The sequence below is a fragment of the Clostridia bacterium genome (genome assembly GCA_017554615.1).
Classification (GTDB): Bacteria; Bacillota; Clostridia; order UMGS1840; family HGM11507; genus SIG450.
This window is the reverse complement of the sequence record JAFZHY010000010.1, coordinates 1-22,940: the sequence shown is the minus strand read 5'-3', so window position 1 is coordinate 22,940 and position 22,940 is coordinate 1. Positions and strand designations below refer to the sequence as shown.

At 32.4% G+C, this 22,940-nt stretch carries 27 protein-coding genes; 23 read left to right on the top strand and 4 right to left on the bottom strand.

All coding sequences use genetic code 11. From position 1 onward, the window contains the following. Positions 1 to 4: 4 nt before the first annotated feature. Complete coding sequence (locus tag IKZ35_02155; protein ID MBR4892767.1) at positions 5 to 1,621, top strand: DUF4080 domain-containing protein; 1,617 nt, start codon at positions 5 to 7, stop codon at positions 1,619 to 1,621. A 182-nt stretch (positions 1,622 to 1,803) separates the two neighbouring features. Here IKZ35_02155 and IKZ35_02150 read toward each other — a convergent pair whose 3' ends face one another. Next, entirely contained in the window at positions 1,804 to 2,016 is a 213-nt protein-coding gene (locus IKZ35_02150; protein MBR4892766.1) for a helix-turn-helix transcriptional regulator, read from the bottom strand. A 177-nt stretch (positions 2,017 to 2,193) separates the two neighbouring features. Here IKZ35_02150 and IKZ35_02145 point away from each other — a divergent pair, with 177 nt between their 5' ends. The 3 genes from IKZ35_02145 to IKZ35_02135 are packed head-to-tail and all read left to right on the top strand — an operon-like array spanning position 2,194 to position 3,494. Further along, positions 2,194 to 2,610, top strand: coding sequence for a hypothetical protein (locus IKZ35_02145; protein MBR4892765.1), 417 nt, complete (start codon positions 2,194 to 2,196; stop codon positions 2,608 to 2,610). Then, on the top strand, positions 2,607 to 3,107 hold the full coding sequence (locus IKZ35_02140) for a DUF5067 domain-containing protein (protein MBR4892764.1): 501 nt from the start codon (positions 2,607 to 2,609) through the stop codon (positions 3,105 to 3,107). The genes IKZ35_02145 and IKZ35_02140 overlap by 4 nt, the downstream gene beginning before the upstream one ends. 18 nt (positions 3,108 to 3,125) lie before the next feature. Next, entirely contained in the window at positions 3,126 to 3,494 is a 369-nt protein-coding gene (locus IKZ35_02135; protein ID MBR4892763.1) for a hypothetical protein, read from the top strand. A gap of 279 nt (positions 3,495 to 3,773) precedes the next feature. Here the strand turns inward: IKZ35_02135 and IKZ35_02130 are convergent, their stop codons facing one another. Further along, positions 3,774 to 4,832 (bottom strand): NAD(P)-dependent alcohol dehydrogenase, encoded by a 1,059-nt coding sequence (locus IKZ35_02130; GenBank protein MBR4892762.1) that lies wholly within the window; start codon positions 4,830 to 4,832, stop codon positions 3,774 to 3,776. Between the two features lie 131 nt (positions 4,833 to 4,963). Between IKZ35_02130 and IKZ35_02125 the strand changes: the two genes are divergently transcribed. The 15 genes from IKZ35_02125 to mscL all read left to right on the top strand — a co-directional run bounded on the left by IKZ35_02125 (position 4,964) and on the right by mscL (position 17,984). Beyond that, the gene (locus tag IKZ35_02125) at positions 4,964 to 5,908 is read left to right on the top strand and encodes an AEC family transporter (GenBank protein ID MBR4892761.1); all 945 of its coding nucleotides are present in this window, start codon (positions 4,964 to 4,966) and stop codon (positions 5,906 to 5,908) included. 15 nt (positions 5,909 to 5,923) lie between these two features. Further along, on the top strand, positions 5,924 to 6,448 hold the full coding sequence (locus tag IKZ35_02120) for a hypothetical protein (GenBank protein MBR4892760.1): 525 nt from the start codon (positions 5,924 to 5,926) through the stop codon (positions 6,446 to 6,448). 9 nt (positions 6,449 to 6,457) lie between these two features. After that, the gene (locus tag IKZ35_02115; protein MBR4892759.1) at positions 6,458 to 6,913 is read left to right on the top strand and encodes a hypothetical protein; all 456 of its coding nucleotides are present in this window, start codon (positions 6,458 to 6,460) and stop codon (positions 6,911 to 6,913) included. Between the two features lie 17 nt (positions 6,914 to 6,930). Continuing rightward, positions 6,931 to 7,575: a tRNA (guanosine(46)-N7)-methyltransferase TrmB gene (gene trmB, locus IKZ35_02110; protein ID MBR4892758.1), complete on the top strand. Its 645-nt coding sequence runs from the start codon at positions 6,931 to 6,933 to the stop codon at positions 7,573 to 7,575. Between the two features lie 107 nt (positions 7,576 to 7,682). Further along, positions 7,683 to 8,600, top strand: a complete 918-nt coding sequence (gene metA, locus IKZ35_02105; GenBank protein ID MBR4892757.1) for a homoserine O-succinyltransferase — start codon at positions 7,683 to 7,685, stop codon at positions 8,598 to 8,600. Between the two features lie 12 nt (positions 8,601 to 8,612). Further along, positions 8,613 to 9,434 carry a transketolase gene (locus IKZ35_02100; GenBank protein ID MBR4892756.1) on the top strand — a complete coding sequence of 274 codons (822 nt, stop codon included), beginning with the start codon at positions 8,613 to 8,615 and terminating at the stop codon, positions 9,432 to 9,434. Then, the gene (locus IKZ35_02095) at positions 9,434 to 10,372 is read left to right on the top strand and encodes a transketolase family protein (protein MBR4892755.1); all 939 of its coding nucleotides are present in this window, start codon (positions 9,434 to 9,436) and stop codon (positions 10,370 to 10,372) included. Before IKZ35_02100 ends, IKZ35_02095 begins: the two co-directional genes overlap by 1 nt. Then, complete coding sequence (locus tag IKZ35_02090) at positions 10,373 to 10,870, top strand: GNAT family N-acetyltransferase (GenBank protein ID MBR4892754.1); 498 nt, start codon at positions 10,373 to 10,375, stop codon at positions 10,868 to 10,870. It abuts the gene before it with no gap. A 26-nt stretch (positions 10,871 to 10,896) separates the two neighbouring features. Continuing rightward, positions 10,897 to 12,318, top strand: a complete 1,422-nt coding sequence (hydG, locus tag IKZ35_02085) for a [FeFe] hydrogenase H-cluster radical SAM maturase HydG (GenBank protein MBR4892753.1) — start codon at positions 10,897 to 10,899, stop codon at positions 12,316 to 12,318. Between the two features lie 26 nt (positions 12,319 to 12,344). Continuing rightward, complete coding sequence (locus tag IKZ35_02080) at positions 12,345 to 13,361, top strand: Gfo/Idh/MocA family oxidoreductase (GenBank protein MBR4892752.1); 1,017 nt, start codon at positions 12,345 to 12,347, stop codon at positions 13,359 to 13,361. Next, positions 13,345 to 14,376 (top strand): epoxyqueuosine reductase QueH, encoded by a 1,032-nt coding sequence (locus IKZ35_02075; GenBank protein MBR4892751.1) that lies wholly within the window; start codon positions 13,345 to 13,347, stop codon positions 14,374 to 14,376. The genes IKZ35_02080 and IKZ35_02075 overlap by 17 nt, the downstream gene beginning before the upstream one ends. Positions 14,377 to 14,738: 362 nt before the next feature. Further along, complete coding sequence (gene spoIIM / locus IKZ35_02070) at positions 14,739 to 15,371, top strand: stage II sporulation protein M (protein ID MBR4892750.1); 633 nt, start codon at positions 14,739 to 14,741, stop codon at positions 15,369 to 15,371. A 143-nt stretch (positions 15,372 to 15,514) separates the two neighbouring features. Then, positions 15,515 to 16,390, top strand: coding sequence for a site-specific tyrosine recombinase XerD (gene xerD, locus IKZ35_02065; GenBank protein MBR4892749.1), 876 nt, complete (start codon positions 15,515 to 15,517; stop codon positions 16,388 to 16,390). A 17-nt stretch (positions 16,391 to 16,407) separates the two neighbouring features. After that, positions 16,408 to 17,562, top strand: coding sequence for a D-alanyl-D-alanine carboxypeptidase (locus tag IKZ35_02060; GenBank protein ID MBR4892748.1), 1,155 nt, complete (start codon positions 16,408 to 16,410; stop codon positions 17,560 to 17,562). Positions 17,563 to 17,594: 32 nt separating this feature from the next. Next, entirely contained in the window at positions 17,595 to 17,984 is a 390-nt protein-coding gene (gene mscL, locus IKZ35_02055) for a large conductance mechanosensitive channel protein MscL (GenBank protein ID MBR4892747.1), read from the top strand. Positions 17,985 to 18,015: 31 nt separating this feature from the next. On the opposite strand, the gene IKZ35_02050 is transcribed toward mscL, so the two are convergent. After that, positions 18,016 to 18,870: a radical SAM protein gene (locus tag IKZ35_02050; protein MBR4892746.1), complete on the bottom strand. Its 855-nt coding sequence runs from the start codon at positions 18,868 to 18,870 to the stop codon at positions 18,016 to 18,018. Positions 18,871 to 18,992: 122 nt separating this feature from the next. Between IKZ35_02050 and IKZ35_02045 the strand changes: the two genes are divergently transcribed. From IKZ35_02045 to IKZ35_02030, 4 genes are read left to right on the top strand one after another with little or no spacing between them, the layout of a single operon-like run. Beyond that, positions 18,993 to 19,730: a hypothetical protein gene (locus IKZ35_02045; protein ID MBR4892745.1), complete on the top strand. Its 738-nt coding sequence runs from the start codon at positions 18,993 to 18,995 to the stop codon at positions 19,728 to 19,730. Between the two features lies 1 nt (position 19,731). Beyond that, positions 19,732 to 20,583, top strand: a complete 852-nt coding sequence (locus IKZ35_02040; GenBank protein MBR4892744.1) for a DNA-3-methyladenine glycosylase 2 family protein — start codon at positions 19,732 to 19,734, stop codon at positions 20,581 to 20,583. Between the two features lie 16 nt (positions 20,584 to 20,599). Then, on the top strand, positions 20,600 to 21,631 hold the full coding sequence (locus tag IKZ35_02035; protein MBR4892743.1) for a 3-deoxy-7-phosphoheptulonate synthase: 1,032 nt from the start codon (positions 20,600 to 20,602) through the stop codon (positions 21,629 to 21,631). A 1-nt stretch (position 21,632) separates the two neighbouring features. Then, entirely contained in the window at positions 21,633 to 22,340 is a 708-nt protein-coding gene (locus tag IKZ35_02030) for a hypothetical protein (protein MBR4892742.1), read from the top strand. Between the two features lie 187 nt (positions 22,341 to 22,527). On the opposite strand, the gene acpP is transcribed toward IKZ35_02030, so the two are convergent. Beyond that, positions 22,528 to 22,752, bottom strand: coding sequence for an acyl carrier protein (gene acpP / locus IKZ35_02025; protein MBR4892741.1), 225 nt, complete (start codon positions 22,750 to 22,752; stop codon positions 22,528 to 22,530). Positions 22,753 to 22,940 lie beyond the last annotated feature (188 nt).

Genomic DNA, 22,940 nt, shown 5'->3' with positions numbered 1-22,940 from the left:
AGTTATGGAAAAATGGCTGCTTGTAGCACTTAATGCTAAATACTCGCACACTTCTTTATCTGTAAGAAGTATTGTATCCTATGTAAAAAATAAGGGATATAATAATATAGATTTTTTTGAGGGAACAATTAATGACGAGTATTTTTATCTTTTAAAAAACATATTAAAGGATAACCCTCAGGTAATAGGCTTTTCAACATATATCTGGAATGTTGAACTTGTAAAAAAACTTACTTTTGATATTAAGAAGATAAATGAGAATATAAAGATTTTTTTAGGCGGACCAGAGGTAAGTTATAATAAAAATGTGTTCTTAGAAATTCCTCATATAGATTTTATAATAAGAGGCGAGGGAGAAATTCCTGTATTAAAATTATTAGAAGGTAAAGATAATATAGACGGAGTTTCAAAAAGCGACAGTGAATATTCTTTTTCCGAAATGGAGGATATGGCAAACATTCCTTTTTGCTACGAGGGAGAACTCGAAAGTCTTAAAAACCGTGCAGTATATTATGAAACATCTCGAGGCTGTCCTTTTAAATGTGCTTTTTGCATATCTTCTTTGACAAAAGGGGTAAGAACTCTTCCTTTAGACAGAGTTTTTAAGGAAATTGATTTATTTTCCGATATGAAAATAAAGAGAGTAAAATTAGTAGACAGAACTTTTAATTTTGATAAAGAAAGAGCCAAAAAAATTATAGGTTACATTTTATCAAAAAAAAGGGAAACTTGTTTTCACTTTGAGATAGGCGCAGATTTACTTGACAAAGAACTTATGGATATTATAAAAAATGCAGATTATAATACCATTCAGTTTGAAGCGGGAATTCAGTCTACCAACGAAGAAACTTTAAGACTTTGCGACAGGGCAACCGATATGGAAAAACTTAAAAATAATCTTTTGTATTTAAAAGACTCTAAGGTAAGAATTCATCTTGACTTAATAGCAGGTCTTCCGAACGAAGATTATGAAAGTTTTAAGAAAAGTTTTAATGAGGTTTATTTAATTTCCCCAAAAGTTATTCAGGTAGGGTTTTTAAAACTTCTTCACGGTTCAAAACTAAGAGAAGAAAAAGAAAAGTATAATTATAAGTTTAGAAGCACTGCACCATACGAAATTCTTAAGAATGATTGTTTATCCTTTTTTGAACTTATGGATATTAAAAAAGTAGATAAATCGGTGGATGCATATTTTAACAGTGGCATTTTTAAAAATTCTCTAAACTATATCTTTAATAATTATGATATTTTACCATTTGATTTTTATCTTAGGTTAGGCGAAAAAATGGGGGACGAAAAACTTTCTTTAAAAGATAAATTTTATATTTTATCTACTTTTTATAAAGACGATAAAGAGTTTATGGAATATTTAAAATTAGATTATGTCCTAAAAGAAAGAGGCACTTTACCTCAATTTTTTAAAAACTTTAAATCAAAAGAAAATATATCAAAAATAAATGAATTTTTAAGAGAAAAAGGTCAGGAAATTTTAAAAGTTTCTGATAAATATAATAATTTTATAAAATATATTGATTTTGAAATTTTTGAATTTGAAAGTAGAAAATATCTTTATCTTATAGACAGAAAGAACAATAATATAATAAAAGTGATTGATGAATGATTGATGAATGATTGATGCAACGGATAAAACAGGATAGAGTTATATGACATAATTTCTGTTAAAAATGTTGATTTACCAAAAGTAAAACAAGATGTATCTCTTATTTCAATTTACAAATTTCTTGAAAAATATAATATATAAAAGAGAAAAAACTAACTTTTTATAAGTTAGTTTTTTTAACTTTATCTTTTTCTGTAAGGTTTTCTATCATCAGTAAGTTCAAGTATATAGTCAACGGAAGTTTGGAAATAATTTGCTAATTTAATAAGAGTGTCAATGGGCATCTGGCGTTGTCCATTTTCATATTGGGAATAGGTGTTTTGTTTTATATTAAGATAATTTGCTAACTCTTTTTGTGTAATATCAGCATCTTCCCTTAAATCTCTTAATCTCATTTAATATCACCCCAAAGGTATTATATTAAATCACAAAATGAGATATTGACTTATATCTCAATTTGTGATATTATTGTGCTACAACATAATAATATTATTCAAAAATATCTAACTTTAGGTTTGTTAAATTTTTTCAAGACTTGTATAAGATGAAAAAGAGCGAGAGTATTTAATGTAATGAAAAAAGTTGAAATAAAAATATATATAATAGGGTTTCTTGCTTTGCTTATAGGTGTTTTTATATATATTTTGGCGCGACCTGATACATATATTTCAAAAATGTTTTTTTCTATTGTATCTAATGATTTATATATATTGAAATACGATAATGCATTTATAAAAATAGCCAAAATATATTTAGCTGATTTTTTATGGGCATTAAGTTTGGTATGCTTTTTATATATAGTCTATAAACCTTTTGAAAAAAGAAAATTGATGAGTATACTTTGTACAGGTATATTTGGTACATTGTGGGAGGCAATGCAATTTTTACATTTTATGAGAGGTACAGGAGATTATGTTGATATTTTAGTTTACTGGTCAGCAGGTTTTTTAATAATCTTATTAACAAGGGAGGAGGGGAAAGCAAAATGAAAAAGAAAATTTTAAGTTTATTATTAAGTATATTTGTTTTAGGAATATTTTTGTTGTTTGCTGTTGGTAGTGGGGAAAGCACAACAACAGATCAGGGGAACGGAACAGTTGAAGAAAGTTTAACAGATTCAACAAAATTAGGAAACTATAATATAGAAATTAAAAGTTGCCGTTTAGCAAAAGACTATGATGGAAAAGATATAGTGATAGTAACATACAGTTACACAAATAATTCAGAAAACCCTGCTGCGTTTACATTTACATTTGACGATTCAGCATTCCAAAACGGAATTGGTTTGCCTAAATCTTACTTTGTTTCTGACAGTGCGAATTACAACAGTGATAATCAAAACAAAGAAATTAAAAAAGGCGCTACTTTAGATGTAGAGGTTGCTTACGAGTTAGAAGATACAACATCTAATATAGAAGTAGAAGTAAAAGAACTTATAAGTTTTAGTGACGATATGGTTAAGAAAACTTTTTCACTTGCAAAATAAAGAAGGGGAAATAGCATTATGAAAAAAATCAGTAAGGTTGCACTTGTTGCGACAATTTTATCAACATTATATTCGGTTTATTTAATCTCATATTTTGTTGGAGGGGTTGCAACTTCGTCAGGAACAGAACAAATAGGGGGAGCGATAGCAACAGCGCTGGTAATGCCTCATATGACAGTGTTCCTTTTAGGAGCAGTATTTGGATGGTTAGGTTGTTTTTTAAAGGCTTCGTGGTCTTTGTTGGTTGCAGCAATTTTATATAGTGTAGCAACTGTATTGTTTATGGTGTACGCATTGTTCTGTATTCCAATGATTGTTTTAGGTTTTATAGGTTACTCAAAACAGAAAAAAATAAATATCACTAACCAACAAGTAGCCAATGAATAAGTATATTGACTAAATAAAATTCCCATTTGGAGTTTAACCCAAATGGGAATTTTTTAGGAGATAGGTAAAAATGTTCATAGCAAAAAGTTTTTAAATTTTAAGATTTTTAAGTTTCTTAAAAATCTTTACCTTATGAGAATTAACGCAACAAGGTTCTCCAAAATTCTCGAACTTTAGTTCGTTAGAATTTTGTGAGGTTCTTATAAATGCTGCTTTAAATATTTAAATAGGTAATATAATTTACTTTTTGCGATCCAAGCGTTTTTAACATCTCATTTTTTAATCTATCACAACAACTGGTTTAATTAGGTCATGTGGTTTATCTTTCATTAAAAGAAGCGCCTCTTCGATTTTATCAAAACCGTGGAAAACATGGGTAACAAGTTTTTTAGTATCAAGTTTACCGTTTGATATAAGGGCTGCCATTTTTTCCATTTTCATTCTTCCACCTGGTGTAAGGCCGCCTGTTATTGTTTTATGCCCCATACCAACGCCCCATTCAACTCTTGGGATATTGATAGTTTCGCCCTCGCCAAGATAGTTTACATTTGAAACTATACCTCCTGGTTTAACAACTTTTACTGCTTGTGAGAAAGTATCATTATCCCCACCTGCAATAATAACTCGGTCTACGCCCTTGTTATTTGTAAGTTTAAAAACATTAGAAACTATATCTTTGTCTTTATAACTTATAATATCGGTTGCACCATATTCTCTTGCAACCTTTTTGCAAATTTCTCTCGAGCCTACTGCAATAATTTTTGATGCACCTCTAAGGTTTGCCCCTGCTACTGCCATAAGACCGACAGGGCCGATACCAATAACAAGAACTGTATCGCCGAAGTTTATCTTTGCAAGTTCTGCACCATGAAAGCCTGTAACCACCATATCAGGGAGCATAACTGCACTTATCGGGTCTACATTTTCGGGAAGATGCGCAAGGTTTGCATCTGCCTCGTTAACATGGCAGTACTCTGCAAACACTCCGTCTTTATAGTTTGAGAATTTCCAGCCTGAGAGCATACCGGAAGAGTGCATAGGATATCCTTCCTGAGTTGCAACAGTGCCCCAGTCAGGAGTAATAGCAGGAACTATAACTTTATCTCCCACTTTAAAGTCTTTTACAAGTTCTCCCACCTTATAAACTTCTCCAACGCACTCATGCCCTAAAATCATATTTTTTCTCTCGCCGATTGCACCTTTGAATGCAGTGTGGATATCTGATGTGCAAGGTGCAACGCATATTGGCTTTATAATAGCGTCCATAGGCCCGAAATCAGGCATTTCTTTTTCTATCCAGCCTATTTTTCCTATTTCAAGCATGGCAAATGCTTTCATTATTTATCATTCCTTTCGTAAGTATATATTTTATTATAAACTTAATTTGTTATATTATACCTTTAAGGTTATTTATTGACTTAATTTTACAAAAGATGTATAATAAACCATATAAAATAATTTTAGAAGGAATGAACGGTTTGACATTTTTAGATACATTGCAACTTCTTATGGGGCTATTTATCCCTATGGCAATAGGCTTTTTTCTTTACAGAACAAAGATGGTGGATAAAACATTTATAAAGGGCTTATCAGTTCTTTTATATAATGTTTCTCTTCCTTGCTCTATTTTAGATTCTATGATGAAGAGTATAACACTTTCTGAACTTATAAAAACAGCAGTTTTTCCGCTTATTGCCCTTGTGGTTATTATTCTGACCTTTATATTAGGGGTAGTTGTGTCGCTTGTAATTGAAAAGAACTCTAAAAAAAGAAATATTATAATATTTTGTGTAATGATTTCAAACTTTACATTTACAGCGTATCCTATACTTGAGATGCTTTATGGCAAGGATTCAATTTTTTATGCGTCTATGTATAACTTTGTGATGTTTGCTTCTGTGCTTGTTATAGGAACTTTACTTATTAAAAATGCGTCCTGTGATGATATAGACAGGGGTCTTACATTGAAGGATTTAAAAAGTACTCCTTTTTTAGCGCTTATTTTAGGTTTCATATTATTATTTATTCCTGTACAGATACCTGCATTTATTAAAACAACTATTTCACAGTTAAGCGCTACTACAACGCCTTTGGGAGTTCTTCTTACAGGGCTTGTTATTGCCAAGGCAGGAAAGGTAGACTTTAAGAATTTTAAAATATATATAACAAGTGCTTTCAGGCTTATTATAATTCCGATTTCGGCAATTTTTATCTTAAAACTTATAGGCTTTAGCGGAAACTACATATATGTTCCTGCTATTATCCTTGCAAACCCTGTGGCAGTTAATCTTGTAATATTTGCAGAAAATTTTAATTCATATCCTGAAGAATGTGCAAACTATGTGCTTATTACCTCGCTTATTTCTATTATTACATTGCCTGTAGTTTACCATGTGCTTTCAATTATATTATAGAAAGGAAGACGAAAGGTGAGAAATTATCAGTCTGACGATTCCAACAGTTTGTATAAATCTGCCCTGATCGGCTCAAGGTTTGGAGTTGTTAATACGGTATTGGTTTTTACTCCGCTTTTAGTGTCTTTATGGGATAGTAAACCAATCTTTATTTTATACATAGTAATAGGCCTTATTCTGCTTGGGGGAATGCTTATAGTTGCCCTTAGTTATTCTAAAAATTATAATTATGATTTTACAAGTTTAAGGTATCTTTATTATCTTGCAACTCTTTTACTTGTTTTTTTTACAGGTATATTTGTAAAGATAATATTAAAATATTCTTTTAACTTTTCAGGGCTTTATCTTCTTATTTTAGAGTATATCCTAATTGTAATGTCATGTTATGATATTTATAAATCTGCCCATGCAGGTATTATGAGAATGAAAACTCTTTATTTAAGAACTATTAAAAGCCAGTATTTTAAAATCTTTGCAACGGTTTTTTCAGGTGTTCTTACAGCGCTTATATTTCTTACACCCTATTTAATTACTCAGTGAGGCAAATTTATGGAAATAAAAATTTTAAAAAGTAAAAAAGAAAAGAAGAAAACTGTTTTTTTTATAGTATTATCAGTTGTTATATCGGCATATGTATTCCCAAGGCTTAACATTCCTTTGGTTTCGCCTTTTTTACCCTTTGTGTATGCTCTTATATGCTGTCATTTTCTTTTAAAATATACTCTTTCTGAATTTAATTATTTCTTCGGCGAAGAAACCCTTATAATAGAGAGAAAAAACGGATATCGAAGTTTGATAATGCTTAGTGTTAAGTATGATGATATTTTATTTGTTTCGGATAAAAAGAAAAAGGCAGATATTAAATGTGTAGAAAACTGGGAAAAAGAAAGCCTGTTTTTAACCTACAAAAGACAAAATAAAGAAGAAAGCGTAAAAATTCATAAAACAAGCGAACTTATAAACAAATTAAAAGAAAAAGTTGGCGAAAAATTTATAAACGATTAAAAAGGAAGTAACCCCCTATGAGAATGAGAAGAAAAAAACACCGAGACGAAAGGTATGAAAATTGCATAGACCTTGCAATAGAGAGTTTTGACAATATAAAAAGCCTTAAAGATATTTTTTATAATGATAACCCTATACATATTGAAATAGGCTGTGGCAAGGGAAGATTTATGTTAAACCTTGCAAAACTTAACCCTGATATAAACTATATAGCCATAGAAAAAAGCCTTGATGTTATCATTATGGCAATGGAAAAGATTAAGGAAAGCGGCATTACAAATGTTAAATTCTTTGCAGGGGATGTTGAAAAGTTAAGAGAAAAAGGGTATGAAAGTGAAGTTTCAAGAATCTATGTTAATTTCTGCGACCCTTGGAAAAAGAGCGGTCAGGCAAAAAGAAGGCTTACCCATGCAAACTATCTGTCATTATACGAAAAACTGCTTAAAGAAAACGGAGAACTTTTCTTTAAAACAGATAACAGAAAACTTTTTGAGTTTTCTCTAAATTCCTTTGCAGCCTTTCCTTTAAAGATGCAAAATATATCTTTAGACCTTCATAATTCAGGATATGAGGGGAATATTATGACCGAGTATGAAGAAAACTTTTCTTCACAGGGTTTTCCGATTTTTAGATGCGAGTGTGTGTTTAATATAAAAAAATAATTGCCAAAAAAAAGAGAAAAGAAATACAATTCTTTTCTCTTTTTAATATTGAAAAAAGGGTCTCTTTATAGTATAATATAATTAACTAATTATAAGGATGGGATTATATGCCTATAAAAATACCTGATAATCTTCCTGCAAGAAAACTTTTAGAGGGCGAAAATATTTTCGTTATGACCAGTAAACGTGCCTTAAAGCAGGATATCAGACCGCTTAAAATATTGCTTTTTAACCTGATGCCCACAAAGATTGTTACCGAAACGCAACTTTTAAGGCTGCTTGGGAACAGTCCTTTGCAGGTAGAAGTATCTTTTATGACAACTAAGTCCTACGAATCGAAGAACACTCCTCAGGAGCATCTTATAAATTTCTATGGAACGTTTGACGATTTTAAGAATGAAAAGTTTGACGGGATGATTATAACAGGCGCTCCCGTTGAGCAGATGGATTTTTGTAAGGTAGACTATTGGGACGAACTTTGCGAAATTATGGAATGGTCAAAAACCAATGTTCATTCCACACTTCATATATGCTGGGGTGCTCAGGCAGGGCTTTTCTATCATTACGGTATAGATAAGTATCCGCTTAATAAAAAAATGTTTGGCATATTTGAGCATAAGATAAACAGAAAATATAATAAACTTTTAAGAGGGTTTGACGAAGTCTTTTTAGCCCCTCATTCAAGACACACTTATATAAAGAAAGAAGATATAAAAAAGCATGAAGAATTAAAAATTCTTGCGGAGTCTAAAGAAGCAGGTGTTCTTCTTTGTTCAAACAAGGGAGGCAGGCAGATTTTTATAACCGGTCATCTTGAATATGATGCAGATACTTTAAAATTAGAGTATGAAAGAGATGTTAGCAGGGGGCTTAGTATAGAAATTCCGAAAAACTATTTTCCTGGGGATAACCCTTTGAAAAAACCGGTGCTTAAATGGAGAGCAAATGCCAGTCTTTTCTTCTCAAACTGGCTTAACTATTATGTATATCAAACCACGCCATATGATATTAATACAGTGAATTAGGGGGATTCTACGATGAATGTTAATGCGCTTAAGAAAACAGCAAACGAAGTAAGAAAAGGAATAATTGAGTCCACATACAATGCAAAATGCGGTCATCCCGGAGGCTCACTTTCTTGTGCAGATATTATAACTTATCTGTACTTTGAAAAAATGAATATAAAGGTGGACGAGCCTAAATGGGATAAAAGAGACCGTTTTGTATTATCAAAGGGGCATTGTGCACCTGCTTTATATGCAGTATTGGCAGAGGTAGGCTTTATTCCAAAAGAAGATTTAAAAACTCTAAGAAAGATAAACTCATATCTTCAGGGGCATCCTGATATGAATAAAGTTCCAGGCGTTGATATGTCAACAGGGTCATTAGGTCAGGGAATATCTGCGGCAGCAGGTATGGCATTATCTTCTAAAATCTCCGATAATAAATTTAATGTATATACAGTTTTGGGAGACGGAGAAATTTCTGAAGGACAAGTTTGGGAAGCGCTTTTATTTGCATCGGCAAAAGGGCTTAGCAATTTATGCGTTATAGTTGACAATAACGACTTACAGATTGACGGAAGACTTAGCGAGGTTAACTCTCCGTACCCATTAAAAGAAAAATTTGAAGCGTTCGGCTTTAACACAGTAGAAATAGACGGTCATGATTTTTATGATATTGAAAAGGCTTTAAATAATTTTAGTGAATGTAACACTAAGCCAACAGCCATCATAGCAAAAACAATTAAAGGAAAAGGCGTTTCATTTATGGAAGATGTTTGCGGATGGCATGGTAAAGCACCTAATGAAGAGCAATATAAATTAGCAATGGCTGAGTTGGAAGGGGTTGAATTATAATGAGCGAAGTTAAAAAAATTGCTACAAGAGAAGGCTATGGAGACGGTTTAAAAGAACTTGGCAAAATGTATGATAATTTAATAGTCCTTGATGCTGATTTGGCAGAAGCGACTAAGACAATAAAATTCAAAGAAGAATTCCCTGAAAGATTTTTTGACTGTGGTATAGCAGAAGGCAATATGATTGGCGTTGCGGCAGGTCTTGCTTCAACAGGTAAGGTAGTGTTTGCTTCAAGTTTTGCTATGTTTGCTGCAGGAAGAGCATTTGAGCAAATCAGAAACTCTTTGGGTTATACAAAATTAAATGTTAAAGTTGCCGCATCTCATGGGGGTATATCCGTTGGGGAAGACGGAGCAAGTCATCAATGTAACGAAGACTTTGCTATAATGAGAAGTATTCCAGGAATGGTTGTAATATCACCGTCTGACGCTATCGAAGCAAAAGAAGCAACTATTGCAGCATATAAACATAATGGTCCTTGTTATTTAAGATTCGGAAGACTTGCAGTTGATGTTATAAACGATAACCCTTCATATAAATTTGAACTTGGTAAAGGTATTACCCTAAAAGAGGGAAATGATGTTGCTATTATTGCTACAGGCCTTATGGTAAGCGAAGCGTTAAAAGCAGCAGAAGAACTTGAAAAAGACGGTATATCTGCAAGAGTTATAAATATACATACAATTAAACCTATTGACAGGGAACTGATTTTAAAAGCCGCAAAGGAAACTAAATTTTTAGTAACCTGCGAAGAGCATAATATAATCGGCGGACTTTCAGATGCAGTTTCTCAGGTAGTATGTGAAGAATATCCTGTAAAGGTTGTAAGAGTAGGCGTTTTGGATGTGTTCGGAAAGTCCGGACCTGCAACAGAACTTCTTAAAGAATTCGGTCTTTCAAAAGACGGAATAATAGAAAAAGTAAAGAAGGAATTATAATTGGCAGTTGAAATTATAAAGGCAGAAAGTGATAAAGACTTTCTTGATATTAAAGAGTATGCCCGTATAATATGGAATGAGCATTATATTAAAATTCTTACTAAAGACCAGATAGACTATATGACACTTAATTTTCAGTCAGAAAAATATATAAAGCATCAGGTTTTATACGAGGGGTATGAATATTATAAACTGTCAGATTCCAATACGCCTTGCGGATATTTTGCAATAAAAAAAGAAGAAAAAGCGCTGTTTTTAAGTAAACTTTATCTTTTTTTAGAGCATAGGAAAAAGGGAATAGCAAGAACTGTACTTAACTTTATCTTAGAATATGCAAAGAAAAATAAATTAGATAAAATATACTTAACAGTTAATAAAAATAACAAAGAGTCTATAAAGGTTTATAACCATTTAGGCTTTAGAGTGGCAAAAGAAGAAGTAACCGATATCGGCTCAGGGTTTGTTATGGACGATTATGTTATGGAACTTAAAGTTTAGCACAGGGCGTAAGAAGAGGAATATTTATGTATAATGTAAAATCTAAAAAAGCAGAAGAATTTATAAGTCATGAAGAAATAATTGAAACATTAAAGTATGCAGATGACAATAAATCAAACCTTAATTTAATAGACGAAATTTTAAAAAAGGCAGAACAAAAAAAGGGCCTTAATCACAGGGAAGCGAGTGTTCTTTTAGCGTGTGAAGACAAAGAGGTAAATGAAAGGCTTTATGCTCTGGCAAAGAAAATAAAAGAAGAAATATACGGAAACCGTATAGTTATGTTTGCCCCTTTGTATCTTTCCAACTATTGTGTTAACGGATGTGTTTACTGTCCGTATCACTATAACAATAAATGCATAGCAAGAAGAAAACTTTCTCAGGAAGAAATAGAAAAAGAGGTTATAGCGCTTCAGGATATGGGGCATAAAAGACTTGCCATAGAAGCGGGGGAAGACCCTGTTAATAACCCTATTGAATATATATTAGAATCTATTGATACAATTTATAAAATCAAGCATAAAAACGGTGCAATACGCAGAGTAAATGTTAATATCGCTGCTACCACCGTTGAAAATTATAAAAAACTAAAAGAAGCGGGAATAGGAACATATATCTTATTTCAGGAAACATATCATAAAGAAAGTTATGAGAAACTTCATCCGACAGGCCCTAAGCATAATTACGCTTACCATACCGAAGCGATGGACAGAGCCATGGAGGGTGGTATAGACGATGTCGGCCTTGGCGTGTTATTTGGTCTTGAACTTTTTAGATATGAACTTGCAGCGCTTTTAATGCACGCAGAGCATTTAGAAGCAGTATTTGGCGTAGGCCCTCACACAATAAGCGTTCCGAGAATAAAAAAAGCAACAGGCATTGATACAACTCAGTTTGACAATGGGATAGACGATGATACTTTTGCTAAAATCTGCGCTCTTATCCGTGTGTCCGTTCCGTATACAGGAATGATTATTTCCACAAGAGAGAGCAAAAATATCAGAGAAAAGGTTTTAAAACTTGGTGTATCCCAGATAAGCGGAGCATCTAAAACAAGTGTTGGTGGATATTCACTTGATAATGTGCATGAAGACGAAGATTCTGCCCAGTTTGACATAAGCGATAACAGAACTCTTGACGAGGTTGTTAACTGGCTTATAAAGGCAGGATATATCCCAAGTTTTTGCACTGCGTGTTACAGAGAGGGAAGAACAGGGGACAGGTTTATGAGCCTTGCAAAAAACGGACAGATTCAAAACTGCTGTCATCCTAATGCTCTAATGACCTTACAGGAATACCTTTTAGATTATGCATCAGCCGATACCATCAAGGCAGGAAATAAGATGATAGAAAAAGAACTTAAAAATATCCCTAACGAAAAAACAAGAAAAATTGCAGAAGAAAATATCAGAAAAATTGTAATGGGAGAAAGAGATTTCAGATTTTAATATAAAAATATAAAGGAGTTACTACTATGAATTTAGTATTTGTTGGTTTTAAACACAGACATACCGGAGAAATTTATCACGAAGCAATGGCAAACCCTGATATTAATGTATTAGGTGCATGGGAAGATACCGAAGACGGTAAAAAACTTGCAGACGGGCTTGGCATTGAATTTAATTATGAAACATTAGAAGATGTTTTAAACGACGAAAGAGTAGACGCTATTTGCCTTGGCGGATGCTATGGCGAAAGAGGTCAGGAAGCAATCGCAGCGCTTAAAGCAGGAAAACACGTTTACGGGGATAAACCAATCTGTACATCGTTAGAAGAACTTTACGAAATAGAAAAACTATCAAAAGAAAAAGGTCTTAAAGTAGGATGTTATTTTACAATGAGATTTTCTAAAGGTATGAAAACTATCCGTGAACTTATAAAAGACGGAAAATTAGGGGAAATCGGTGCAGTTAATATGACAGCGCAACACCCTCTTCAGTATGGTGTTCGCCCTATGTGGTACTTTGAAGAAGGCAAACACGGTGGAACAATCAATGATATAGCAATTCATGGTGTAGACTTAATTCGTTTCTTAACAGGCTATGGCCTTAAAAATGTTACATGCGCAAGAACATGGAACCATTTTTCAAAAGAAGTGAAATCTTTTAAAGACTGCGGTCAGTTTATGATAGAACTTGATAACGGTGCAGGGTTTATCGGCGATGTTTCCTATGCTGCTCCTGCAAGTTGCGGTTTTAATCTTGAAACATACTGGAGAATTACTATCTGGGGCACAAAAGGCGTTGTTGAATATAAATTAAAGGGCGGCAAAAAAGAAGTTGGTATTGACAGTTCTGACGGATCTTTATTACAGGTTGCCTTAGACGGTGGAAACGGTTTTGAAGTTTATGACGGCGAAGGTTATAATACAACAGGTTTAGAAGAATTCTTAAAAGACATTAAAGGCGAAGAATCGCTAAATTCTACCGAAAGTGTATTAAAAACCTGTAAAGATATATTAACAGTTCAGGCATATGCAGATAAATTTTAATAAAGTCTTTAAAGACGAGATTAAAAAAGTTTCAAATTTAAGTGTCAAACCAAAACTTTTACTGCATGTATGCTGTGCGCCCTGTCTTAGCGGTGTAATAGATAAAATAAAAGATTTTTTTGATATTACCTTATTTTTCTATAACCCCAATATAAGCCCTAAAGAAGAGTTTGATCTAAGGCTTAATGAGGTTAAGGCGCTTTTAGAGAAATTAAATTTATCCGATATAAAGGTTGCATTAAAAGAGTATGATAACTTCGAGTTTGAAGAAATAGCAGACGGTCTAAAATCTGAAAAAGAGGGTGGGCTAAGGTGTAAAAAGTGTTACCAGTTAAGGCTTGAAAAAACCTTTGAATATGCAAGGTTAAATAATTTTGACTTTGTTACCACCACCTTGTCTGTAAGCCCTTATAAAAATGCAAATCTTTTAAATGAATTGGGTGTTAACTTATCCGAAAAATACGGTGTTAAATACTTAGTATCCGATTTTAAGAAGGATAACGGATATAAAATGTCCTGCGATCTTTCAAAAAAGTTCGGCTTATACAGGCAAAACTACTGCGGATGTGTTTATTCTAAAAAAGAGGCAGATAACAGAATAAGTATAAGCATATATGATAAGATTACTCCTGATGCTAAAAAGATAAGGGAAGAAGTTTTTATAAAAGAGCAGGGGTTTGTAAGTGAGTATGACGATATTGATAAAATTGCCACTCATTTTGTTGCCTTTAGAAAGGGAGAACCTGTTGCTACCCTAAGGCTCTTTTTAGGAGAGGATAAAAAAAGTTATGTCCTTGGAAGACTTGCAGTAAAAAAAGAGTTAAGAGGGGAAGGCATTGGAAGTTTAATGGTTAATAAAGCCTTAAACCATGTAAAAAATAAAGGCGCTCTTCGCCTGATACTTCATTCTCAACTTAGCGCAACAGACTTTTATAAAAAATTAGGCTTTATAGAATATTCGTCAGTAGAATATGAAGAAAACTGCCCTCATATATGGATGGAAAAGATATTATAAAAAAAGGTGTTTAAAAAAAGTAAAACTTTTTTAAACACCTTAACTTTTTTATACCCTTTATTAAGATAGGTAAAAATGTTTGGAATGGACAAACTTAGCCAAAGCTTTGCTTTGGGTAACCCGAAGCTGTATGAGATACAGCGAGTGGCTAAGTTTGTTCATAGCAAAAAGTTTTAAATTTCAAAGAATTTTTAATTTATTTAAAATTCTTTACCTTATTAAAATTATTATAAACATTATAAAATATAAATACATAATATTTCCCACTTTTTGCGTTCCAGACTTTTTTAACACCTTATTTTTCATATTTTGGTATTTCTTTACATAATATATCTTAGAGTTTTAATGAAAGGATGAAAAAAATGTTAAAGATACTATCCGATAAGGTGAGGGAGCATATAAGGGAAAATATGATTTCCTATATAATATTAGTGGTTATGTTTTCTTTAGGGGTAGTCGGAGGTGCATACATATTTAATTTATATAAAACAGAAGATGTAAATTATCTTAATGAGTTCTTTCTTGATGCAAAAGATGTGTATATTAAAAACCCTGTCAACTATTTAAGTATTTTTAAAAACTCGTTTTTATCCTCTTTTAAAAATATTTTTCTATTGTGGATAATGGGCTTTACCGTTTTAGGAATTCCCCTTGTGTTTTTTATAATACTAAAAAAAGGTTTTATATTAGGGCTTATTTCAAACTTTATACTATCCAATTTTAAAAATTCACTGCTTCTTGATATCATACTTATTTTTTCGCAGACTGTAATCTTAATTCCTCTTATGATGGCAGTATCAACATACAGTATATCTTTATCCTACCTTTTAATAAGAATGGTAAGAGGGAAGATACGCTATAAATTAAACTTGAAAAATCATATGCTTTTATACCTTGTAATTTTAATAATTTCAATTATAGTTTTAATTATCTATTCATTTGTTGAAGCATATTTTACAGGCAATATATTAAAATGGTATTTTTCAATAAAATAAATTTTAAAAAAGTATATGTTTTTTACAAAATAGTTTACATAATAACTTGACAAATGACCGAAATTGTCATAAAATAAAGGAACTTGCGGTTTGTATTTAAAAAGGGTTTACACTTATAAATCAGTAATAAAAGAGGGTTAACAATGGAAAAGGTTCTTACCTCATTTGCAAAATATCTGTATGAGGAAAAAAGTTTAAGTGAAAATACGCTTATGTCTTATAAAAGAGACTTAAGGTTATATTTTGAATATCTTGATGTTATAAAAATACAATATACAAAGGTAAGCAAAGAAACAGTTTTAGAGTATATAGAGCATCTTAAGAAAATTGGTAAGGCAACATCTACAATTTCAAGAAATGTTGCTTCTTTAAGAGCGTTCTACTTATATTTACATAATACATCGGTTATATCGAAAAATCCTGCCGAAGAATTAAAGTATGAAAAAAATATAAGAAAAATTCCCGGCATACTTACAGGCAAAGAGATTGATAAACTGTTTTCCCAGCCGGATATAAACTCTTTTAAAGGGTTAAGAGATAAAGCCATGCTTGAAGTGTTATATGCAACAGGGATAAGAGTTTCTGAACTTATAGGCTTAAAGAGTGAAAACATAAATGTTAAAATGGGGTATATCTCCTGCGATAAAAAGGGAACTAAAAGAATTATTCCTCTTCACGATGAGGCAATAGATATCCTGAAGGTTTATCTTAAAACCTATAAGGAATTATTTAAAAAGGGTAAATTTATTTTTATAAACAGTGAGGGGAACCCTATTTCAAGGCAGGGGTTCTGGAAGATTATAAAAGAATATGCGAAAAGAGCGAAAATCAAAAAAGAGATTACGCCTAATACTCTTCGCCATTCTTTTGCTGCCCACCTTATTCAGAACGGAGCAGATTTAAAATCTATTCAGGAGATGTTAGGCCATGCGGACATTTCAACCACTCAGATTTACAATAATTTTACCAATTCGAGAATTACGCAGATATATAAAAATGCCCACCCAAAAGCAAGATAGATTAGGAGATTTAAAATATGAAAAAAATTATTTGCACACTTGTTATTTTTACGCTTATTTTTAACTGGGTAAGTGTTTTTTCCAAAGATATTTCCAATCTTGAGTCAGGCAGTATAATAATGATGGACCAGGCTACAGGTAAGGTGCTTTACGAAAAAAATGCAGATTTTAAGTGCGAAATTGCATCGGTTACAAAGATTATGACAGCGCTTTTACTTATGGAAGAGATAGATAAAGGGAACATAAAATATACCGATATGATTACAACAAGCGAATATGCTGAATCAATGGGAGGCTCTCAGCTTTTTTTAAAAGTGGGAGAACAAATGAGCGTTGATGATATGCTAAAAGGGCTTATGATAAATTCAGGCAATGACGCAGCAGTTGCAATAGCAGAACACGTTTCAGGCAGTGAAGAAGCCTTTGTTGAAAGAATGAATGTAAGAGCAAAAGAACTTGGAATGAATAATACAATGTTTAGAAATTCCAATGGTCTTCCTGAAGATAATCAGTATTCTACTGCACGAGATGTTGCATTAATGTCAAGAGAACTTATGAAAAACCATCCTGACATAAAAAAATATACAACTATCTGGATGGACTCTTTAAGAGGAGGAGAGCTTCTTTTATCAAACACCAATAAACTTATGTCTCCTGCACCTACTATCGGCTATCAGGGGGCAACAGGTCTTAAAACAGGGTATACAGACAGTGCGCTTCATTGCCTTTCTGCTACTGCCGAAAGAGATAAAGTGGGGCTTGTAACTGTTATTTTAGGTGCACAGAATTCAGATTTAAGATTTGATGAAGCAAAAATTTTATTTGACTACGGTTTTAAAAATTTTACATTTAAAGAAATGATAAATAAGGGCGATGTTATTAAAACTATCCCTGTTATAAAAGGGAATAAGGAAACAGTTAACGCTGTTGCAAAAAATGATTGCGCTATTTTTGATATAAAGAATGTAAAGGGCGAGTTTACTACCGAAATTGACATTGCAGAGTCCATAAAAGCACCGTTTGAAAAAGGGCATAAATTAGGTGTAATGCGTGTTAAAAAAGGGGATACCGTTATGGGCGAGGTAGAACTTGTATCTGACTCTAAAGTTAATAAAAGAAACTTATTACATATTTTAAAACTTTATTTTGAATATTGGCTTGGAATTAAATAAAATATAAACTAAAGAAAAAGGGGTAGAAAAAAATGAAAAAGTTTTTAAGAGAATTCAAAGAATTTGCAGTAAAAGGCAATATGATTGAACTTGCAATAGGTTTAATGATAGGCACTGCGTTTAACGCTATTACCAATTCACTGGTAAAAGATATCTTTATGCCGTTTATAGGGTTTCTTATGGGTGGCAAGGACTTTTCGTCTTTAGCATTTACAGTGGGGGAAACATCTATTGCGTACGGACTTCTTATTCAGGCGGTATTTAACTTCCTTATTACTGCTTTCGTTTTATTCCTGCTTATTAAATTTATAGCAAAATTAAAAAGACAGCCAAAAGAAGAAGTTAAAGAAGAAGTTAAAGAACCTGAAATTCCTGAAGATATTAAACTTCTTACTGAAATCAGAGATTTACTTAAAAAATAATACATAAAAAAATAACAGTGTTTTTGCACTGTTATTTTTTTCTTGTATCGTAAAATGTACATTTTTTACAAAGATTTTCCGATATTGTCTTTCCCGAAAACCCGTCAACGAGATTTATAAATCTTTCGCTCTTTAGTATATCTGAAATATTATCTGTAAATATATTTCCAAGATTTATTATCCCTAAACTGTCAAGACAGCAGGGAACAACCGTTCCGTCCGATAAAATTCCTATCATATCTTTTCCGCCTAAGCAGTTGCCGAATTTCCTCTCATTATCTTTCGAAAGTGTCGGCCATGTAAACTTATTCATAAGGCTTATATAAATATTATCTGCAAGTTTAACTGCATTTCTTCCTTTTTCAATGTTTCTTGTAATTTCCGTATTAAAAGCATTGCCAAGAATCTTTAAAATTTCATAACTTTCGTCGCTAAATGCCTTGTCTTTTTCTTCAAGCCATAATCTGTAACTTACGTTCGGCGTACCTTTTTGTTTTGCACAAAGCCCGAAATCTATAATATCTTTTATGTAGGTTTCTTTATCCTTTATCTGCCCGTCTAAAAGAGCGTGAACAGATATATTTACCTGTCTTGCATATTTTAAGAGCAAATCTTTGTATTTTCTGATAAATACACCATTTGTCGTAATATTTAAATTATAATTATACTTATCTATAAGCCCTATAAATTCCTTGAACTTGGGATGCATAAGAGGTTCGCCTTTAATGTGAGGGTAGATATGAGCATCTTTAAAACTTAAGTCTTTTAAAATATGCTCAATTTCAGGTATTGACATATGCCTTTTAGGTTTTGTGCTTGGTGAGCAAAAACTGCAGTTAAGATTGCACACATTTGTTATTTCTATATATACTCTTTTAAAACTCATACATTTCATCCCCTCGCACTAATTATATACCAAAAGTTACAAAACTTCAATTTAATATTGTTTTTTTCTTTCTTCTAAAGTATAATATACTTAGTAATTATGCGTAATTTAAGGTGGTTTTAATGAAAGAAACGATATATACAATTCCTGTTAATGAAGTGTTTATTAAGGAGTGCTTTTGTCCTTTTTGCTCTCTTTTTAAAAGGCTTGAGGAAGAAGAAGTAAAATATGCTTTAGGCCCTGCAATGATGGAGCCTGATTACCGTGCAGTTACCAATGAAAAAGGTTTTTGTGAGCGTCATATGCATAAAGTGAACGCTCTTCCGAAAGCATTGGCTCTTTCTTTGGTTATCGAATCTCATTTTGAAAAAGTTAAAGACACTTTAAAATTTGACTTTAAAATGAAGGATAAAAAACCTTTATTTAAAAAAAGTGATGATAAAAGAGAAGAATATGCTAAAGAACTTAAAGAACTAAACTCAGAGTGTGCAATATGCAGTAAAATCAACCGTCATTTTTTACGATATGTCGATACCTTTGTCGATATGCTAAAGGATAAAGAATTTTTAGAAAAAGTTAAAAACTGCGACGGTTTCTGTATGCCTCATTATGAAAAGATTATAGATTCGTGTGTGAAAAAATTATCTAAAAAAGATTTTTTAAAAATCGGCGAAATTCTACATTCTGTGCAGATGAAGAAATTTGAAAAATACGAATCAGATATAAAAACCTTTATAGAAAGTTTTGATTATAAAAACGCAGGTAAACCTTGCATAGCACCTGGCGATACAGTTCTTAGGGCGAGTCAATTTTTAAACGGGGAATTTGAAAAACCGTCAAAAAAACTGGAGGATGTGTAAGGTGGAATATGTTTTTTTAGATGACAGAGTAGTCATAAAAAATGTTAATGATTTTTCCTTAAGCCACACCTTTGACTGCGGCCAGAGTTTTCGTTTTAATATGATAGAAAAAGACCATTTTGAAGGCGTTGCATTTGGGAGAGCAGTGGAACTTTATAAAGAAGATAAAGATATAGTTATCACTAATCTTAAAAAAAGCGAGTTTTTAGAAAAGTGGGTTGACTTTTTAGATTTAGAAAGGGACTATACTAAAATAAAAAACGAACTTAGTCAGGATGAGATAATTAAAAAAGCCATTGATTTTGGCAGAGGTATAAGAATTTTAAAGCAGGACTTTTTTGAGTGCCTTATTTCTTTTATTATCTCACAGCAAAACAGTATACCCAAAATTAAAAAAACGGTGGAAATGTTTTGCACTCTTTTTGGCAAAGAAGAGGAATTAAATGGTAAGAAATATTACACTTTTCCAACACCTGATATGCTCTTAAACCTTACAGTTTCAGACCTTGCTCCTTTAAAAATCGGCTATCGTGATAAATATATAATAGACGCAATTAAAAAGGTCAACTCTAAAGAGATTGATGAAGATAAACTTTTTAATATGCCATATACTGAAGCCAAAAAAATTTTAAAGACCATAAGCGGAGTGGGGGATAAGGTTGCCGACTGTGTACTTTTATTTTCCTTAAACAAGTTTGAGGCATTTCCGGTAGACACCTGGATAAAAAAGGCTATGGAAGGGCTTTATAATGTAAAAGAAAAGGAAATTCCCAATTACAGCAGGTTAAATTTTGGCAGTTATTCAGGGTTTGCTCAACAATACATTTTTTATTATATACGAAATAACAAGTGAAAGAGGTTTTATTTAAGTGGGTATAAATATTGTAAGAAAACTACCTTCTCCTGATGAGGTTAAAACACTTTATCCCTTATCGGAAGAACTTAAAAAAACAGTTGAAAAAAGAGGGGAAGAATTAAAAAATATCTTTTTGGGTAAGTCAGATAAACTTATTCTTATCATAGGCCCTTGCTCTGCCGATAATGAAGACAGTGTTATCGACTATATTTTAAGGCTTAGAAAAGTTCAGGAAAAAGTAAGGGATAATATTTTTATAATACCAAGACTTTATTCAAATAAACCCCGTACAACAGCCGACGGTTATATGGGTATGCTTCATCAACCCGATCCTGTTGAAAAGCCTGATATGTATAAAGGGTTAATAGCAACAAGACAACTGCATTTAAGAGTATTAAGCCAAACAGGCTTTTCTTGTGCAGACGAAATGTTATATCCTGAGAATGACAGTTATTTAAACGACCTTTTATGCTATGTTGCAGTGGGGGCGCGTTCAGTAGAAAATCAACAGCACCGTTTAACCTCAAGCGGACTTGATATTCCTGTGGGTATGAAAAACCCAACCAACGGAGATTTAACGGTTATGATGAATTCTGTTAATTTTGCTCAGCATAAACATACATTTATTTACAGGGGCTATGAAGTAAATACTGATGGAAACCCATACGCCCACGCGATTCTTAGAGGATATGTTAATAAAAACAAAGAGCCGGTACCTAACTATACTTTTTCCGACTTGTCATATTTAAGCAAAGTATATGAAAAATCCGGTCTTAAAAACCCGGCAGTAATAATAGATACCAACCATTCCAATTCAGGGAAAAAATATCTTGAGCAGATAAGAATAGCAAAAGATGTGCTTACTTTTTGCAAAGAAAGTAAGAAGATAAATAAACTTATAAAAGGGTTTATGATTGAAAGTTATATAGAAGACGGTGCTCAGAAAATAGGCGAGGGTATCTACGGAAAATCTATTACCGACCCTTGTCTGGGCTGGGAAAAAACTGAGCGTTTAATTTTAGATATTGCAGAAATAAGAGGATAAAATGTATTACATTAAAGAATTTTTATTAGAAGAAAAAGATTTTGACCTTTATGGAAATCTTTTGCCCTTTAAAGTGCTTGATATTTTTGAAAATGGCGCAGCTACTCACGGAGAACTGCTCGGCGTAGGGGAGAAAACTATGAGCGAAAAAAATCTTTTCTGGGTTATCTCGCAGATAAAGTATAAGGTTATAAAAAACCCTAAGCCAGAAGACAGAGTAGTTTTAAAAACATGGCCCATAGAACCGTCAGGAATAGGATTTTTAAGAGAATATTTAATTTTAGATAGTTTAGGCGAAACTCTTATTATGGGCAGTGCCAACTGGCTTACAATATCGCGTGATGATCGAAAGTTAAAAATAGGGGAGAGGGTATTTCCCGAAATGGAGTTTTCAAAGGAACTTAATTTTGGCAAAAAAATACCAAGATTAAGAGAAACTTCTATAATGGAAAAAGTATACTCTGTAACTATAAATAAAAACCATATCGATTCAAACTCTCATGTAAACAATAAGCATTATACAACATTTATAAAAGATGCTCTTGGTGGGTTTACAGGGGAGATAGACCTTCTTCAGATAGACTATATTCAGGAAATTATGCCTGATGACAGTGTTGAAATATTCTTATGTAAAAATGACAAAGAATATCTTATAAAGGGAGAGAGTAATTTAAAAAAACATTTTCTTGCAAAAGTTATATATAAGTAATAAGGACCTCACGAAAATCTAAAAGCCAAAGGCTTAAGATTTTCTAAGAACCTTGTTGTGCTTCTCTACAATAAGAACCTCACGAAAAACTATCGAACTTAAAGTTCGAGTTTTTCTAAGAACCTTGTTGTTTTTCTCTACAATAAAAAAACCTGAGATAAAAACTCAGGTTTTTTTATATGTAGTATTATTCGTTTTCTCTTAATGCATCTAAAATATCACTGACTGTAACAATATTTTCTGCCTGGTCATCATCAATTTCTATATCGAATTCATCGGAGAAAGCCATAAGAAGTTCAACCAAATCCAGTGAATCTGCGCCAAGATCGTCAGTAAGTGAACATTCAGGTCTGATGTCTTCAGGTTGTAATCCTAACTGTTCGGCAATAAGTTCTTTAACTCTTTCTGTCATAATTTCACCCCCGTAATTATTTACCATAATGCAGTAGTACTTGAACACAATATGCCTTAAACTTGTTAAATTCCAATCTTTTTAATTTGTCGTCCTCGTAAGGCGTCAGCCTGACTTCGTCCTTCGCATTAAAAATCTTAAAAATTTTCCTGCGTTTAAGGTCGAAGAGTTTTAAAACAAGAAATTTT